Consider the following 15,142-nt stretch of genomic DNA (forward strand, 5'->3'; position numbering starts at 1 on the left):
CACGAGCACCACCCCTTGATGCAGGAGGACCCCCGTGGAAGCAGCAGTCCTGGTCACCGGCGCCGCCGGTCTGGTCGGGCACGCCCTGACGCGCACACTGCGCGCCAGCGGCCGGCACGTCATCGCCGTCGACCAGGTCGCCGGGGACATCGACGGCGTCCAAGTCTTGGCCGGTGATGTCTGCGATGTGCACCGCCTGCACGAGTTGGCCGGCGCCGCCGGCACGCTGGATGCGGTGGTGCACTGCGCCGCCCACTCCGGTCCCATGGTCGCCCGCGACCGCTCCGCCTCCATGGTCGCGGTGAACGTCGTCGGCACGGCCAACCTGCGGGAAGTAGCCCGCATCCACGGCGCCCGCCGCTTCGTCTTCGCCTCCTCGGCCACCGTCTTCGGCTCGACCGGCCCCGGACCGATCAACGAGCAGCACCTGCCGGCACCGGCCAGCCTCTACCCCGCCAGCAAGCTCGCCAGCGAACACCTGGTCGACGCCTACGCACACCAGTACGGCCTGGACGGGGTGAGCCTGCGCCTGTCCTGGGTCTACGGACCACGGCGCGCCACCGACTGCGTCATCCGTGAGCTGCTGCTGGCCGCGCTGCAAGGGCGTACCTTCCAGCTGCCCTACGGTGCGGACTTCCACCGCCAGTTCGTTCACCTCGACGACGTGGTCCGTGCGCTGACCGCCGCTGTGGACCGCCCTGAGCCCTTCCAGCGGCGGGTGCTGACCATCACCGGTGGCGACTACCCCACCCTGCCGCAGGTGGCGGCGGCGGTCGCCGACGTCCTGCCCGGCGCCACGGCGCAGTTCGGCTGCGGGCCGGACCCGCTGGATCCACCGCAGGGCCGCTTCGACCTGTCGGCCGCAGCCGCTGAGCTCGGCTACGCACCCACGGTGCCGTTGAGCGAGGGCATCGCGCGCTACGCCACGTGGCTGGCAACATCCGCGGGCGCGGTGACGGTTCGTTGACGGTCCACCAGCTGCCCTCGACGCCGTCCACCGTCCGCTGGGGCGACCTGCCGTGCGCGGGGGACCGCCCCGTCCTGGAGGTCGATCCCGGTGACGTGCTCGTCGTGGACACCGTCAGCCACGAGGGCATCCTCGAAGACCAGGGCCGCGACCCGGTGGCCTTCTTCACCGCCCGCGGCGTCGAGGCCGCCGCCGTCCTGCCCGACGCCGTCGAGATCGCCCGCAGCGTCCCTCACGACCCGGCCGTGCAGGGCCCGCACGTGGTCACCGGCCCGGTGCGGGTGCGCGGCGCGCGCCCGGGCGACGTGCTCTCGGTCACCGTCGAGGCGCTGGCGCTGCGCGCCGACCACGGCGTGGTCAGCAACCGCCACGGGCGCGGCGCGCTACCCGGGGAGTTCCCCCTCGACGGCGCCGGGCTCTTCTCGGTCCTGGCCCGGGTGGAGACCGACCCGCTCACGGGGGCGCGGCGCGGCAGCATGCCCGCGGGGGCGGGCACCGACGCGCGGGTCCGCTTCCCGCTCAAGCCGTTCCTGGGCCTGGTGGGCGTGGGCACACCCGGTCCCGAGCACCTGCACTCGGTGCCGCCGGGGCTGCACGGGGGCAACCTCGACGTGTCCGTGCTGGGCGCCGGCTCGACGCTGCACCTGCCGGTGCAGGTCGACGGCGCGCTCTTCTACGTCGGCGACCCGCACTACGCCCAGGGCGACGGCGAGGTGGCGCTGACCGCCTTCGAGGCCCCGCTGCGCGCGCGCCTGCGCCTGGCCCTTGTCCCCGCCGACGCCGTGCGGGTGCGCGAGGCCCTGTGGGGCGAGACGCCGGAGCTGCTGGTGCCCATCGGCATCGACGCCGACCTCGACGAGGCCGTGCGCGCGGCCGTGCGCACCGCGATCGCCCTGCTCGTCGACCGCGGAATGGACCCCCCGCACGCCCTGGCCTACCTGTCCGCGGCAGGCGACTTCGCGGTCTCGCAGGTGGTGGACCGCGTCAGCGGCGCGCACGGGCTGCTGCGCAAGGTCGACCTCGCTGAGCTGCCGGGTGCGCCGCAACAGCATCGTCGACGAGAACAGCACGATGCCGCAATCACGCACGTGGCGGAGATGGCATGAATGAACCCAGCAACGCGGAACCGCTCGATGTCAGCCAGCTCAACCTGAGCGTGCTTGAGGCCGATCTGCTTGCAGCGGCCGCGCGCTACGAGAAGGCCCTGCGAGAGGATGATCTCGAGGAGTTGAACGCTCTCTTTGCGCCAGCACAGACGACCTTGCGCGCCGAAGCCGGCGGTGCCCTGGTCGGTCACGAGCAGGTCGCTGCCCATCGCCGACGGCGAGCAGGCGCGCCACGGCGCTGGCTGCGGCGTGTGCACGTGCGCTGGATCAGCCCCGACGACGCGCTGACCGTCTCGGAGACCGAACGCCTCGACGGCGGCAGTGGCGTGCAGACCAGCTGTGGCACCGCAGGGACCACGGCTGGCAGATCATGGCTGCGCACGTCTCCAGCGCGGTACCCGCTCTATCGCCGCAGTCGGATGCTGCTACGACCGAGGACGAGGCCACGTGGCGGACCCTCCGCGAGGGCCAGCAGTTGCCGCGCGGCGGCGCCAGCGGACCTCTGCTCGGAGTACGGATCGCCGTCAAGGACATCATCGCGATCGCCGGACAGCGCATCGGAGGCGGCGTGCCGCGCTGACTGCAGCTGGCGGCTGTCGAGAAGGACAGTGCTCCGGCGTTGCACGCCCTGCTGGCCGCCGGCGCCCAGATCGCCGGCATCGCTCGAACCGATGAGCTGGCCTTCTCCTTGATGGGCACCAACGCCCACTACGGCACGCCGTTCAACGCCGCCGCTCCCGGCCATGTACCCGGTGGTTCCTCCTCCGGATCAGCGGCCGCGCTGGCCTCGGGAGCTGCTGAGCTCGGTCTGGGCACCGATACCGCAGGCTCGCTGCGCGTACCAGGCTCCTTCAGCGCCTTGTACGCCTGGCGACCCACCCACGGCATCATTGACACCACCGGCGTCCTGCCACTGGCTCACTCCTTCGACACCTTGGGTCTGCTGGCACGTGATGCTGTCGTGCTTGAGGCGGCCGCGGCAGCGCTGCTGCCTCGAGCTCAGGTGCAGCGAGCTCAGGCACTGCTGCGCTCTCGCACGCTCCTGCACCTGGCTCAACCTCCGGCCGCTCTGGCCGTGGAGGCCGCCATGACGGCGCTGGCGGTCCAGACGGGATTGCCCATCCACGACCTTGACGATGACTTCACCCTCGAGCAGGTCGCGGCTTGGACGGCCGCCTTCCGTACCGTGCAGGCGGCCGAGGCCTGGGCCAACCACGGCGGCTTCATCAGCGCCAATCCTGGTGCCCTCTCCCCGGACGTTGAGGAACGCTTCCGGGCGGGAGTCGACATCGATGCGCATGCTCTGCAGGCGGCGCGCTCAACGATTGCGCAGACGGCCGCCCGACTAGAGACGATCTTGCAGCGGGGATGGTTGTGCCTGCCAAGCACCGCAAGCCCAGCGCCGCCCATCGAAGCCACCAGTGATGACCTCGAGAGAATCCGCACGGCACCCTGCAGCTGACGACCTTGGCCTCACAAGCCGGTGTCCCCGCATTGGGCCTGCCCTGGGGCCGCGTCGGTGACCTGCCCATCGGTCTGTGCGTGTTGGCCCCGCGCGGACAGGACCGATCACTGTTGTCGCTTCTCACCGAGGTGGCACCGACGCGCTGCTGATCGGATGGCCATCCACCGGAACTGATCCATGCGTGCTTCAAGCACCGCGCCGGCTTGGACGAGCGCCCTCTGGGCCTGCTCCCCGTTCGCTCCTGACGCGACCGCGTGACATGCCATGAGTTGCTGATGCGCAGCGCGCATCCGTAGGCATGTCACCTGGAACTGCGCTCACATCGTCACGAGGGGCTGACCGCGGCCAGGGTTGCCGCGTCCGGCAGTGCGGCCTGCTCCTCCGGTGGAAGCGTGTCGTAGGTGTAGGCGGCCACCGCCACCGGGGCGGCGGTGCTGGTCAGGGCGTAGCGCACCGCCTGCTCGCGGGGCGCCTCGGTGCACAGGAGGATTCCGACGGTGGGGGCGTGCCGCTCCGGCCGGCGCAGCCGCTCGTCGACGAGGGCCACGTATGCGCCGAGCTGGCCGGTGTAGGCGGGGGAGAAGGCGCCCACCTTCAGCTCGACGACGACGTAGCGTACCTGCTCGACGGAGAAGAGCAGGAGGTCGACGACCATCTCGCTGTCGTCGACGGGGAAGTGCACCTGCCGGCCGACGAAGGCCATCCCGTGCCCGAAGGCCGTGAGGGTGTCCTGGAGTACCTCCCGCTAATGGGTGTGCACCGGGTTGGTCATGGGCCAAGCTGGTGTCCGATCCGCTGGCTGGTGAGCACTTCCTCCCGCGGGCCTGCAGATCGAGGTCTTCCGCAAAAGCGTGCCCCAGTCGGTTGGCGAGGAGGTCTGCACGGCTGGTGGGATGTCGTGCCGTCTGATCGTGGCTGAGCACTAATCCATTAGGTTGCTCCGGTCCTCTTCCGGCTCGCGTTGGTGCTCGTGCGGGATCCGCGGTCGAGGAGAGCGGGGAAGGATGATGCTGTTCATCGGGGACGACTGGGCGGAAGATCACCATGACGTGGAGATCGTCGCCGAGGACGGCAGACGCCTGGCGAGGCGACGACTGCGCGAGGGCATCGCAGGCGTCGAGGCGCTGCACGCACTGATTGCCGATCATCTCGCGGATGGGGGCGAGCCCACCGATGTCGTGGTCGGCATCGAGACCGACCGCGGGCCGTGGGTGCCGGCCTTGATGGCCGCGGGCTATTCCCCCGCGAGCGGGCGGTACCCCCAGGTCCACGCCATCAACCCGCTGCAGGCGGCTCGCTACCGCCAACGGCACGGCGCCTTGGGGCCAAGAGGGACGCCGGCGACGCGCACACCCTGGCAGAGCTCGTGCGCTTGGACCGCGCGCACCACCGGCTCATCGCGGGCGACTCAGTGCTGGCCGAGGCGGTCAAGGTGCTGGCGCGTTCTCATCAGTCGTTGGTCTGGTCGCGTCAGCGGCAGGTCAACATGCTGCGTTCGATGCTGGGGGAGTTCTACCCCGCTGCACTGCAAGCTTTCGCCGAGGAGGAGGACGGGCTGCTCAGTCCAGCTGCTGCCGACGTCCTGGCAATCGCTCCCACGCCCGCGCAAGGGCGACGGTTGAGTATCGCTCGCTTGGAGAAGGTGCTGCGAACGGCGGGCCGGCAGCGGTCCGTGACGGTGATGGCACAGCGTCTGCACGCCGCCCTACAGTCGCCGCGGCTGGCCGCGCGTGAGGGCGTGGACACCGCCTACGGCGCCAGCGTCAGCGCGCTGGTCGCGGTCATCGCCGAACTCACCCGGCAAGTTCAAGCACTGGCGGAGCAGGTGAGTGCTCACTTTGGCCAGCCCCCGGACGCTGAGGTCTACTCGAGCCAGCCCGGGCTCGGGCCGGTCCTCGCCGCCCGGGTGCTGGCCGATTTCGGCGACGATGCTGAGCCCTACGCCGACGTAAAGTAGCGGCGCAACTACGCCGGCACCTCACCGATCACGCGCGCCTCGGGCAAGAGCAAAGCCGTCTTGGCTCGTCATGTCCGCAACCGTCGTCTGGCCGATGCGCTCTACGCCCAAGCTCTCAGTGCGCTGACCACCTCCCCGGGAGCCCGCGCCTACTACGACAGCCGCCGCGCCACCGGCGCCACCCACCACCAGGCCTTGCGGGCGCTGGGTAACCGCCTCGTCGGCATCTTGCACGGCTGCCTGCGCCATCACCTGACCTATGACGAGTCCATCGCTTGGCCCAGCACTAGGCCAGCTCTGGCTGTGGTTGCCGCTTGACCGTTGGTCCCGTGGGATGTCTTGCGGGGGCGTTGCACCAGTTCAAGCGGCTGCGTACCCGCTACGAGGTGCGCGCTGACCGGCATCTGGGTCTGCTACAGCTGGCGTGCGCACTGATCTAGCCACCGCAAGCTCCCGACCTCACAGTGAAAGGAGCTGTTAGAGCGCGACGTGCCTGGTGAGCTGCACGGCGAGGTGAGCTACACGGTGACGACGTGTACTCCTGCGCTTCGCACGGCCTCCAGGTCCTCAGGGGTGGCGCCGCGATCGGTGACGAGGTCGTCGACCTCGGACAGGGCGCTGATGCGCGCGAACGTCACCCTGCCGATCTTGGAGCTGTCGGCGATGACGATGCTGCGCCGAGAGCGGCGCAGGAAGGCGAGGTCGGTCTGCGCCTCCATCTCATCGTAAGTGGTGCAGCCGTCCTCGATGCTCAGGCCGTCGACGCCGATGAAGGCCATGTCGAGGTGGTAGTTGGAGAGCATCGACTCCGCCGCCGGTCCGACGAGCTCCAGCGAGTGGCGGACGATGCCCCCGATCACGACTAGGCGGATGCCGTTGCGTCCGGCCAGCTCGACGGCGATGTCGAGCGCGTTGGTGACCACCGTGATGCCTCGCCGCTCGTTGAGGGCCCGGGCGAGTTCGAGGGCGGTGGAGCCACCGGTCATCCCGACGATGGCGCCGTCGTGGATGAGGGCTGCCGCCGCTGCACCGATGCGGCGCTTGTCGCCGTGGCGGCGCGTCGCCTTCACCCGCACCGGCAGCTCATCGCCCACCTGGTTGGCCACCGCTCCGCCGTGGGTGCGCACCAGCAGGCCGTTGGTGCTGAGCGTCTGCAGGTCCCGGCGCACCGTGGCCCCGGAGACGCCCAGTGCTGCGGCCAACTCGATGACGTCCACCGATCCGCCGTCGGAGACGCGATCGAGGATCGCGCTGAGCCGTTCAGCCTTCCGCATCCGTCGGACCCTACCCGAGTGAGCACTTTTGCGCGTTCACTCACGAGCGTGTCCGCAACAAGAACGCAACATGAGGCCGTTGACGGCGATGGAGTGGACTCCTAGTGTTCACTTCGACAACCGCGCAAAAGTGCTCACAGTGAAGTGAGCGATCTGCGCAAAATCCATGCACTTGGGAGGCGTCATGCCGAAGCAGGGAAGCGCACCAGCAGCCCGAGCAGCGCTTTCGCGCCGCAGCGCGCTGGCCGGTGCCACCGCGGTGCTGCTGAGCGCCGGCTGCGGCGGCGGCAGCGGCGCCAGCAGCGGCGGATCCACCCAGACCAGCGGTGTCACCATCACCGTCGCGCTGGCCGGGGACCCGCTGCCGCAGGCCGCCCTGGACACCTTCACCCAGGACACCGGCATCACCGTCAAGTGGGTCAACCTCGACTGGGACAGCCTGCAGACCAAGATCTCCGCGGCAGCCACCGCCAACACCTACTTCGCCGACGCCACCAACGTCGACTGGTCCCGAGTGGGGCAGCTGGGCAGGCTCGGCTGGTTCCACCCGATGGAGTCCTACCTCGACACCGACGCCATGGCAGAGGACGTGCCGCAGCTGGCCTCCTTTAGCACCGGCGGCCACGTGGTCGGCATCCCCTACGACGCCTCCTTCATGGTGACCACCATCAACGTCGACATGTTCACCGCCGCGGGAGTCGACCCAGCGCCGGCGACGATCGAGGAGTACACCGAAGCCCTGCGTCAGATCAAGGCCCGGGGCATAGTCGAGCACCCCTTGAACATCCCCTTCGCGGCCGCCGAAGGACTCTCCACCTACTGGTACGAGACCACCGCGGCCTTCGGGGGCAGCGTCCTGGACGAGAACGGCGAGGCGCAGTTCACCGACCCGGACTCCGGCGGCTACCGCGCAGCCGAGTGGATGGTGGGCGCCCTGACCGAAGGACTCGTCGCGCCCGGCAGCATCAACGTCACCGACAGCCAGGGCCAGCAGACGCTGATGGCCCAAGGGCAGGTCGCCAGCACCTTCTCCGACTACTCCGGCACCGTCGGCACCCTCTATGACGTCCCCGCCTCCAGCACCGTCGTCGGCAAGGTCCGCTACCTGCCCACCCCGGGGGTGGACGGGCCCGCGGCAAACCTCAGCAACCCCGACGGCATCGGCATCCCCAAGCAGGCCAGGTACCCCGACGCCGCAGCCAAGTTCATCGAGTGGTTCACCTCCCAGCAGCAGCAGACCGACTTCGCCGGCGTCAACGGACCCGAGAAGGCCTACACTGGCTACCCGATCCCCTCCCGTCTCTCGGCGGTGCAGGCGATGACCAGCGGTGGCAACCTCGTGCAGGGCGATGCACTGATCCCGATGCTGGAGAAGTCGAGGCCGGTCTTCGAGGGCGGGGCCCCCACCTGGTACCCGGAGTTCTCCAACGCCGTCTACACCAACCTGCACGCCGCAGCCACCGGCTCGATGAGCGTGCAAGCCGCCATGGAGGGCGTCGCCGACAAGGCCGAGCAACTGGCGAGCGGTTCGTGACATCGACTTCGCAGGCACCCAGGACACCGGGCGCCACCGGTGGCGCCGGCACCGCTGCGGGCGAGGCCACCGCCACCGGCCGGCGCCGCGTCGACCTGCTGCCCTACCTGCTCGTCGCCCCCGTCGCCGTCTTCATCATCTGCCTGGCCCTGGTCCCCGCGGTCTTCACCGTCGTCCAGTCCTTCTTCCGCGTCAGCGCACTGGACCCGCCGACGCGCTTCGACGGCCTCGGCAACTTCACCCGCCTGCTGCGCAACGACGCCGTCGTCTCCAGCCTGGTCAACACCGGCTTCTACGTCCTCGTCGGCGTCACGCTCTCCACCCTGCTCGGCGTGGCCATCGCGGTGGTGCTGCAGCGCCCCTTCCGCGGCCGCAGCCTGGTGATCGCCGTCGCCATCCTGCCGTGGGCGCTGCCCGGGGTGGTCGAGGGCATCCTGTGGAGCGGCATCTTCGATCCCAGCTCCGGGCTGATCAACAGCCTGGTGGCCTCGCTGCACCTGGGCTCCGGCGACACGCTGCTGCTGGGCCAGCACCGGCTGCTGACCATCGCGCTCATCGAGCTCGTGCAGGTCTGGCAGATCACCCCGCTCTCGGCGCTGCTCATCCTCGCCGCGCTGCAGCTGATCCCCGCTGAGCTGTACGAGGCCGCACAGATCGACGGCTGCTCGCGCTGGTCAGCCTTCTGGCGCATCACTCTGCCGTTGGCCCGCCCGGGCATCGCAGTGGCCATGGTCCAAGCCGCCATCGCCACCTTGAACGTCTTCGACCAGCCGTACGTCCTCAACGGGGCAGCCGACACCGGCGCCTCGGTGATGATGCAGACCTACTTCATCAGCTTCCAGAACCTCGACTTCGGACAGGGGTACGCCTTGTCGCTGCTCATCACCCTGACCACCCTGGTGATCTCCTTCGCGGTGGTCCGGCTGGTCTACCGCAAGGTGGAGCTGTGAGGACCCGCACCCCCGCCCTGCGCTGGAGCGGCATCGTCCTGGTCCTGCTGTGGTCGCTGATCCCGGTGTACTGGGCGGTCAAGACCAGCATCCAGACCGAAGCCGATGCCCGATCCAGCCCCGCCCAGTACGTGCCGACCCGACCGACCCTGGACAACTACCGGGCGCTGCTCACCGGATCCGGTGACGTGCCCGAGCAGATCCGGCGCGCCTCGCTGAACATCGTCATCGAGTGCGGACTGGCCACCATCATCACCGTGGTCCTGGCGACCCTGGCCGCCTACGCCTTCGCACGCATGCACTTTCGCGGGCGCAACCTGCTCTTCTACGCACTGCTGGCCACCATGGCCTTCCCCGCCTACACCACCCTCATCCCGCTGTACCGCATCATGAGCAGCCTGGGACTGGTGAACACCTACACCGGTATCGTCCTGGTGTACGTCTCCGGCTTCCTGCCACTGGCCACCTGGATCCTGCACAACTACTTCGCCAGCCTGCCGGTCAGCATCGAGGAAGCCGGCCTGGTCGACGGTGCGCACCGGTTGCAGGTCCTGTGGCACCTGCTGCTGCCGTTGGCCCGCCCGGGCATCATCTCCACCGCGCTGATCACCTTCCTCTTCGCCTGGGCGCAGTTCCTCTTCCCCCTGGTCCTCTCCAGCGACATCTCCACCCAGCCGCTCACGGTCGTCATCGCTTCCCTGCAGGGACGGCACGTGGTCCCCTCCACCCTGCTCAACGCCGCCGGCGTGCTGGCCATCGCCGTGCCCGCAGCCCTGGCCCTGATCTTCAACCGCTACATCGTCAACGGCCTGCTGGCCGGCAGCACCAAGTGAGCGCCCCCCCGCGCTGCCACCTCCCGCGCTGCCACTCCGCGCAATAGCGAGGGCGGCGCCACCACGTGCACGAGCGAAAGAGGCACACCTCATGGCTGACAAGTCCATCGTCCTCATCGGTGCAGGAAGCACCGTCTTCACCCCCGGCCTGATGACCGACCTGGCCTCCAGCCGCATCTTCGACGGCTGGAACGTGCACCTGGTCGACCTCAACGCCGAGGCCGCCGACACGATGGCCCGCCTCGGGCGACGCATCGCCACCCAGCGCGGCGCAGACTTGACGTTCACCCCGCACACCGACCGCCGCGAGGCCCTGCCCGGTGCCCGCTTCGTCACCACGACCATCGCCGTCGGCGCAGCCGAGGGCTGGCGCCACGACGTCGAGGTCCCCACCCGCTACGGCATCGCCCAGACCGTGGGCGACAGCGTCGGCCCCGGCGGCGTGCTGCGTGCACTGCGCCACGTGCCCGAACTGGTGGCCATCGCCCGCGACGTCGCAGACCTGGCTCCACAGGCGCAGCTGGTCAACTACTCCAACCCGTTGACCGCCAACGTCATGGGCATCACCTCACAGACACCGGTGCAGGCGGTGGGCCTGTGCCACGGCACGATGCACACCCTGGCCAAGATCGCCGCCGACCTCGGCGTGCCGGCCGGGGAGGTCCACGCGACCTTCGCGGGGCTGAACCACCTGTGCTGGCTGCTGGAGCTGCACCACGGCCCGCAGGACCTCTACCCCCGCCTGCGCCAGGCCGTCACCGAACGCGCCGGCGGCATCGATGCTCCCGCCACCAGCGAGGAGGGGCTGCACCTGGCCGTCTCGGCGGACCTGTACCGCACCTTCGGGCGCTACCCGGCACCGGGGGATCGGCACGTCGCGGAGTTCTTCGGCCACTACCTGCGCGCCGCCGACGGCTCACCGGCCGACGAGAGCGACCTGCCCTGGGGCCTGCAGGGCGGACGCGATGACACCATGCGCTACATCGGTGAGAAGAGCGACCTGTGGGAGCGCCTGCACGCCCAGGCCGACGGCACCCTGCCGCTGCCGGAAGGTGAGAACCAGGAAGCCGAGCGGCTCGTCTCCATCGCCGAGGCCATCGTCACCGGACGCGATCACGTGGAACTGGCGGTCAACGTCCCCAACCAGGGGAAGATCCCCAACCTGCCGTCCACGGCCGTCGTCGAGGTGCCCGCGGTCGTGGGAGCCGGCGGGATCACCGGGCTGGGCGTCGGCCCACTGCCGCAGGCCATCGCCGCGGTTCTGACCGCCCGCGCGCAGCAGCAGGAGATCACGGTGCGCGCCGCTCTGGAAGGCAGCCGCGAGCTGGCCGTGCAGGCCCTCGTGCTGGACCCGCTGGTCGCCGGGCGCACCATGGCCGAAGCCATCCTCGACGATGCGGTCAAGGCGCACGGCGCCGGCCTGGAGCCCTTCGCCGCGGCGACCGCGCCCGCCTGATCACGGCGCCCAGCACTCAGCGGACCGGCACTCAGCGGGCCAGCACCTCACGCCTGCCTCCCTGCAGCGCCGGGCCCGCGATCCAGCCCGCGATTCAGCCCCGCCACCACGACTCCAGGCTCCGACCCCTCGACGCTCGAAGGAGCAGCTCGTGAGCACGCCCATCCCCACCCTGCCCGACCAGCACTCCGCCCGGCGGTTCCCCGCAGGCGAGGAGGAGCAGCTGCAGGCCGCCGAGGCCCAGGCCACCGCGCGCGAGATCGCTCAGCAACCCCAGGTGTGGCGCCACGTCCAGTCCGACTCACGCACCCGCGAGAGCCAGGTGCGCGCGTTCCTGGAGCCGTTGCTGGCTCAGCCGCAGCTGCGGATCATCCTCTCCGGGGCGGGAACCTCGGCGTTCGTCGGCGACATCCTGGCTCCCGCCCTGACCCGTGCGCTGGGGCGGCGGGTGGACGCCGTGGCCACCACGGACGTCGTCGCCGACCCGCGAGCGGTCTTCGCCGAGGACCTGCCGACGTTGTTCGTCTCCTTCGCGCGCTCGGGGGACAGCCCCGAGAGCATGACAGCCACCGAGCTGGCCGACCGCTGCCTGCGCTCGGTGCACCACCTGGTGCTGACCTGCAACCCCCACGGCCGGCTCGCCCGCGAGCACACCACGTCCGCCGCCTCGCACGTGCTGCTCATGCCGGAGGTGACCAACGACCGGGGGTTCGCGATGACCTCCAGCTTCACCTCGATGCTGCTGGCCGGCTGGCTGGCCCTGGCACCGGATGCTCGCCCACCACGCGATGAGCAGCACCTCGAACACCTGGTGCACGCCGGAGAGCAGGCCCTCTGCAGCGCCGACCAGCTCTCCGCGCTGGCCGCACGCGGCTACGAGCGCGTCGTCTACCTCGGCAGCGGGGTGCTCGCCGGACTGGCTCGCGAGTCGGCGCTGAAGCTGCTGGAGCTGACCGCGGGCGAGGTGCTCAGCTTCTTCGACACCCCGCTGGGCTTTCGACACGGTCCCAAGTCGATGCTGCGGACCGGCACGCTCGCCGTAGTCTTCCGCTCCAGCGACCCCTACACCCAGCGCTACGACGACGACATCGTCACCGAACTGCAGAGCGCGCTCGGCGCTGAGCACGTGCTCGTCGTGGGCAGCGGTGGCCCTGCCACCATCACCCTGGACGGCGCCGACCAGGTGCCCGACGTCCTGCTCGCGCTTCCCTACGCAGTGATCGCCCAGCTGCTCGCCCTGCGCTTCGCCCTGGCCCACGGAGGAACCCCGGACAACCCCTTCCCCAGCGGAGTCGTCAACCGCGTGGTGCGGGGCGTCAGCATCCACCCGCTGGACGATGCCGGAACGCGGCGGTGACCGGGGCGGGCACCGGGGCGGTGCTCGAGTCGGCTGTCGCCGCGGCCGGGCTGCCCCTCGGCGGGCCGGTGACGAGGCCGGTGACGGGGCCGATCGCTGGGCCGTTGAGCGGCGCGCGGGTGCAGCGGTGAAGGCGTACCTGGGCGTCGACGGAGGCGGCACCAAGACGGCCCTGTGCCTGATCACCGACGACGGGCAGCTGCTGGCCCGGGTGCAAGGTCCCAGCTGCTACTACCTGGATGACACCGAGCGCGGCATCGGCCTCGTCGAGGACGTCCTGGCCGAATGGGTCCCGCTGGTGTGCGCCATGTCGGGCACCACACCGGCCGCGGTGACGTCCGCCTTCTTCGGCCTACCCGCCTACGGCGAAGTCAGCGCCGACGTCGCGGCGCTGGACGACCTCCCGCGCGCCGTCCTCGGGCACGAGCGCTACCACTGCGGCAACGACGTGGTGTGCGGCTGGGCCGGCTCCCTGGCGGGAGCTGACGGCATCCACGTCGTGGCCGGCACCGGATCGATCGCCTACGGCCGCAGAGGAGAGGTGCAGGCGCGCACCGGGGGGTGGGGCGAGGTCTTCGGTGACGAAGGTTCCGGGCACTGGCTCGGTGTCCACGCGCTGCAGCTGTTCTCGCGGATGAGCGATGGCCGCCAGCCCAGCGGGCCCTTGCTGCAGGTGCTGCGCGATCACCTGGCGCTGCAGCTGGACCTCGACCTCGTCGACGTCGTCATCAACCGCTGGCACGGCTCCCGGCGCCAGGTGGCCTCCTTGTCCCGGCCGCTGGTCGAGGCCGCGCGAGCAGGAGACGCAGCCGCCGCGGAGCTGCTGGTGCACGCCGGAGCCCAGTTGGCGCAGCTGGTGCAGGCCACCCGCACCCGCCTGGGCTACACCGCGCAGGAGGTGGTGCGCGTCTCCTACTCCGGAGGCGTCTTCTCGATCCCCGAGGTGCTCGAGGAGCTGCACCGGCGACTGAGCACGCGGGGGTACGAGCTGCGTCCCCCGCGCTTCCCGCCGGACATCGGCGCAGCCCTGCACGCTGCACGCCTGGACGGATGCCTCCCGCAGGAGGTGGCCCTGCAACGCTTGGAGGAGGTCTGCGGTGACCTGCAGGCATCGGCGCGCTGACGGGCCCACCGCCCGCGGTGGCGCAGCGGATGCGGCGCCCTCGGCGCCCGCGCCGCTCCACCGCGGCCACACCACCCCGACTCCACCGCCCATGGGCGGTGGCACGTGACTCACGCGGCTCACGTGACGGTGCTGACACCCAACCCCGCCATCGACATCACCTATCGGGTGAGCCGGCAACGCATCGGCTCCACGGTGCGCGTGCTGGAGGTCCTGCGCCGCGCCGGCGGCAAGGGGATCAACGTCGCCCGCGTCCTGCGCTCCCTCGGCATCGAGGTGGCCGCTGTGCAGCCGCTTGGAGGCGCGGCAGGCGAATGGATCCACACGCGGCTGCTCGCCGAGGGCATCAGCGCCCACAGCATCCCGATCACCGAGCAGACGCGCAGCACGGTGACGGTCGTGGACGACGTCGAACACCCCACCGTCCTCGCCGAACCGGGCCCACACGTCCCCGAGGAGGCATGGGCACGCCTGTGCGAACGCGTCAGGCTCACCTGCCACGACGGCGGCATCCTCGTCATCTCCGGCTCACTGCCACCGGGCGCCGCGCCCACCCGCATCAGCGACCTCATCGCCGCTGGTCGGGGAGCGGGCGCCCGCGTCATCGTCGACGTCAGCGGCCCGGCCCTGCTGGCGGCCGCCGCCGCCGGGGCGGACCTGCTCAAGCCCAACGCCGAGGAGGCGCTGCAGGCGACCGGCGCGCAGGAGGTCGATGCCGCCATCGCCCAGCTGCTGCACGCAGGCGCACGCAGCATCGTCCTCTCCCAAGGCCGAGGCGGTCTGCTCGCCGTGGACAGCCACGGCCGGCGGCTGCACCAAGGCGCGGTGCCCGACGTCACCGGCAACCCCACCGGCGCCGGTGATGCCGCCACCGCCGGGATCGCCGCGGCCTGGGCCCGAGGTGCCGCACTGCCGGTGGCGCTGCACTGGGCGAGCCTGCTCGGCGCCGCTGCCGTCCTGCGCCCGTCCGCAGGCGAGATCGACCTGGCGGACCTGTCTTCCCTCGCCGAGCGCTTGCCCACCCCGCCCAGCACCTCACCGGCCTCCTCGCTCCCCGCACCCATTCCCGCGCGCCCGCCGCAAGGCCCACTGGCCGGCCCCGCGGCCGGCTGAGAACGGA

12 protein-coding genes and 3 pseudogenes are annotated in these 15,142 nt (G+C 70.7%); 13 read left to right on the forward strand and 2 right to left on the reverse strand.

The window, feature by feature from the left end; genetic code table 11:
• The first annotated feature begins 34 nt into the window (after positions 1-34).
• From ACRYM2_RS00295 to ACRYM2_RS00310, 4 genes are read left to right on the forward strand one after another with little or no spacing between them, the layout of a single operon-like run.
• Positions 35-967, forward strand: a complete 933-nt coding sequence (locus ACRYM2_RS00295; RefSeq protein WP_432519034.1) for an NAD-dependent epimerase/dehydratase family protein — start codon at positions 35-37, stop codon at positions 965-967.
• Positions 928-2,073 (forward strand): acetamidase/formamidase family protein, encoded by a 1,146-nt coding sequence (locus tag ACRYM2_RS00300; protein ID WP_432519035.1) that lies wholly within the window; start codon positions 928-930, stop codon positions 2,071-2,073. Before ACRYM2_RS00295 ends, ACRYM2_RS00300 begins: the two co-directional genes overlap by 40 nt.
• Entirely contained in the window at positions 2,070-2,765 is a 696-nt protein-coding gene (locus ACRYM2_RS00305; protein WP_432519036.1) for an AtzH-like domain-containing protein, read from the forward strand. The genes ACRYM2_RS00300 and ACRYM2_RS00305 overlap by 4 nt, the downstream gene beginning before the upstream one ends.
• Positions 2,660-3,535: an amidase family protein gene (locus ACRYM2_RS00310; protein ID WP_432519140.1), complete on the forward strand. Its 876-nt coding sequence runs from the start codon at positions 2,660-2,662 to the stop codon at positions 3,533-3,535. The genes ACRYM2_RS00305 and ACRYM2_RS00310 overlap by 106 nt, the downstream gene beginning before the upstream one ends.
• Positions 3,536-3,863: 328 nt before the next feature.
• On the opposite strand, the pseudogene ACRYM2_RS00315 reads toward ACRYM2_RS00310, so the two are convergent.
• Positions 3,864-4,262, reverse strand: a pseudogene (locus ACRYM2_RS00315) (PDDEXK nuclease domain-containing protein); the annotation flags it as partial.
• A 283-nt stretch (positions 4,263-4,545) separates the two neighbouring features.
• Between ACRYM2_RS00315 and ACRYM2_RS00320 the strand changes: the two are divergent.
• Positions 4,546-5,813, forward strand: a pseudogene (locus tag ACRYM2_RS00320) (IS110 family RNA-guided transposase).
• A 32-nt stretch (positions 5,814-5,845) separates the two neighbouring features.
• Positions 5,846-5,935: pseudogene (locus tag ACRYM2_RS00325) on the forward strand (IS5/IS1182 family transposase); the annotation flags it as partial.
• Between the two features lie 78 nt (positions 5,936-6,013).
• Here ACRYM2_RS00325 and ACRYM2_RS00330 read toward each other — a convergent pair.
• A complete protein-coding gene (locus ACRYM2_RS00330) occupies positions 6,014-6,769 on the reverse strand; it encodes a DeoR/GlpR family DNA-binding transcription regulator (protein ID WP_432519037.1) in 756 nt (251 codons plus the stop codon).
• A 184-nt stretch (positions 6,770-6,953) separates the two neighbouring features.
• On the opposite strand from ACRYM2_RS00330, the gene ACRYM2_RS00335 reads away from it, so the two are divergent.
• The 7 genes from ACRYM2_RS00335 (at position 6,954) to ACRYM2_RS00365 (ending at position 15,135) form a co-directional block, all read left to right on the forward strand.
• A complete protein-coding gene (locus tag ACRYM2_RS00335) occupies positions 6,954-8,303 on the forward strand; it encodes an extracellular solute-binding protein (protein ID WP_432519038.1) in 1,350 nt (449 codons plus the stop codon).
• Complete coding sequence (locus ACRYM2_RS00340; RefSeq protein ID WP_432519040.1) at positions 8,300-9,253, forward strand: carbohydrate ABC transporter permease; 954 nt, start codon at positions 8,300-8,302, stop codon at positions 9,251-9,253. The genes ACRYM2_RS00335 and ACRYM2_RS00340 overlap by 4 nt, the downstream gene beginning before the upstream one ends.
• Positions 9,250-10,086 carry a carbohydrate ABC transporter permease gene (locus ACRYM2_RS00345; RefSeq protein WP_432519042.1) on the forward strand — a complete coding sequence of 279 codons (837 nt, stop codon included), beginning with the start codon at positions 9,250-9,252 and terminating at the stop codon, positions 10,084-10,086. Before ACRYM2_RS00340 ends, ACRYM2_RS00345 begins: the two co-directional genes overlap by 4 nt.
• Before the next feature lie 91 nt (positions 10,087-10,177).
• On the forward strand, positions 10,178-11,542 hold the full coding sequence (locus ACRYM2_RS00350) for a family 4 glycosyl hydrolase (protein WP_432519043.1): 1,365 nt from the start codon (positions 10,178-10,180) through the stop codon (positions 11,540-11,542).
• A 151-nt stretch (positions 11,543-11,693) separates the two neighbouring features.
• Entirely contained in the window at positions 11,694-12,899 is a 1,206-nt protein-coding gene (locus ACRYM2_RS00355; protein WP_432519044.1) for an SIS domain-containing protein, read from the forward strand.
• Positions 12,900-13,026: 127 nt separating this feature from the next.
• Positions 13,027-14,022 (forward strand): N-acetylglucosamine kinase, encoded by a 996-nt coding sequence (locus ACRYM2_RS00360; protein ID WP_432519046.1) that lies wholly within the window; start codon positions 13,027-13,029, stop codon positions 14,020-14,022.
• A 123-nt stretch (positions 14,023-14,145) separates the two neighbouring features.
• On the forward strand, positions 14,146-15,135 hold the full coding sequence (locus ACRYM2_RS00365) for a 1-phosphofructokinase family hexose kinase (RefSeq protein ID WP_432519047.1): 990 nt from the start codon (positions 14,146-14,148) through the stop codon (positions 15,133-15,135).
• Positions 15,136-15,142: the final 7 nt, after the last annotated feature.

Source organism: Kineococcus aridisoli (genome assembly GCF_050871885.1).
In the GTDB taxonomy this organism is placed as follows: Bacteria; Actinomycetota; Actinomycetes; order Actinomycetales; family Kineococcaceae; genus Kineococcus.

Coding starts and splice junctions, on each gene's coding strand:
- ACRYM2_RS00335 (WP_432519038.1), top strand. CDS start 6,954: ATGCCGAAGCAGGGAAGCGCACCAGCAGCCCGAGCAGCGCTTTCGCGC.
- ACRYM2_RS00350 (WP_432519043.1), top strand. CDS start 10,178: ATGGCTGACAAGTCCATCGTCCTCATCGGTGCAGGAAGCACCGTCTTC.
- ACRYM2_RS00305 (WP_432519036.1), top strand. CDS start 2,070: ATGAATGAACCCAGCAACGCGGAACCGCTCGATGTCAGCCAGCTCAAC.
- ACRYM2_RS00330 (WP_432519037.1), bottom strand. CDS start 6,769: ATGCGGAAGGCTGAACGGCTCAGCGCGATCCTCGATCGCGTCTCCGAC.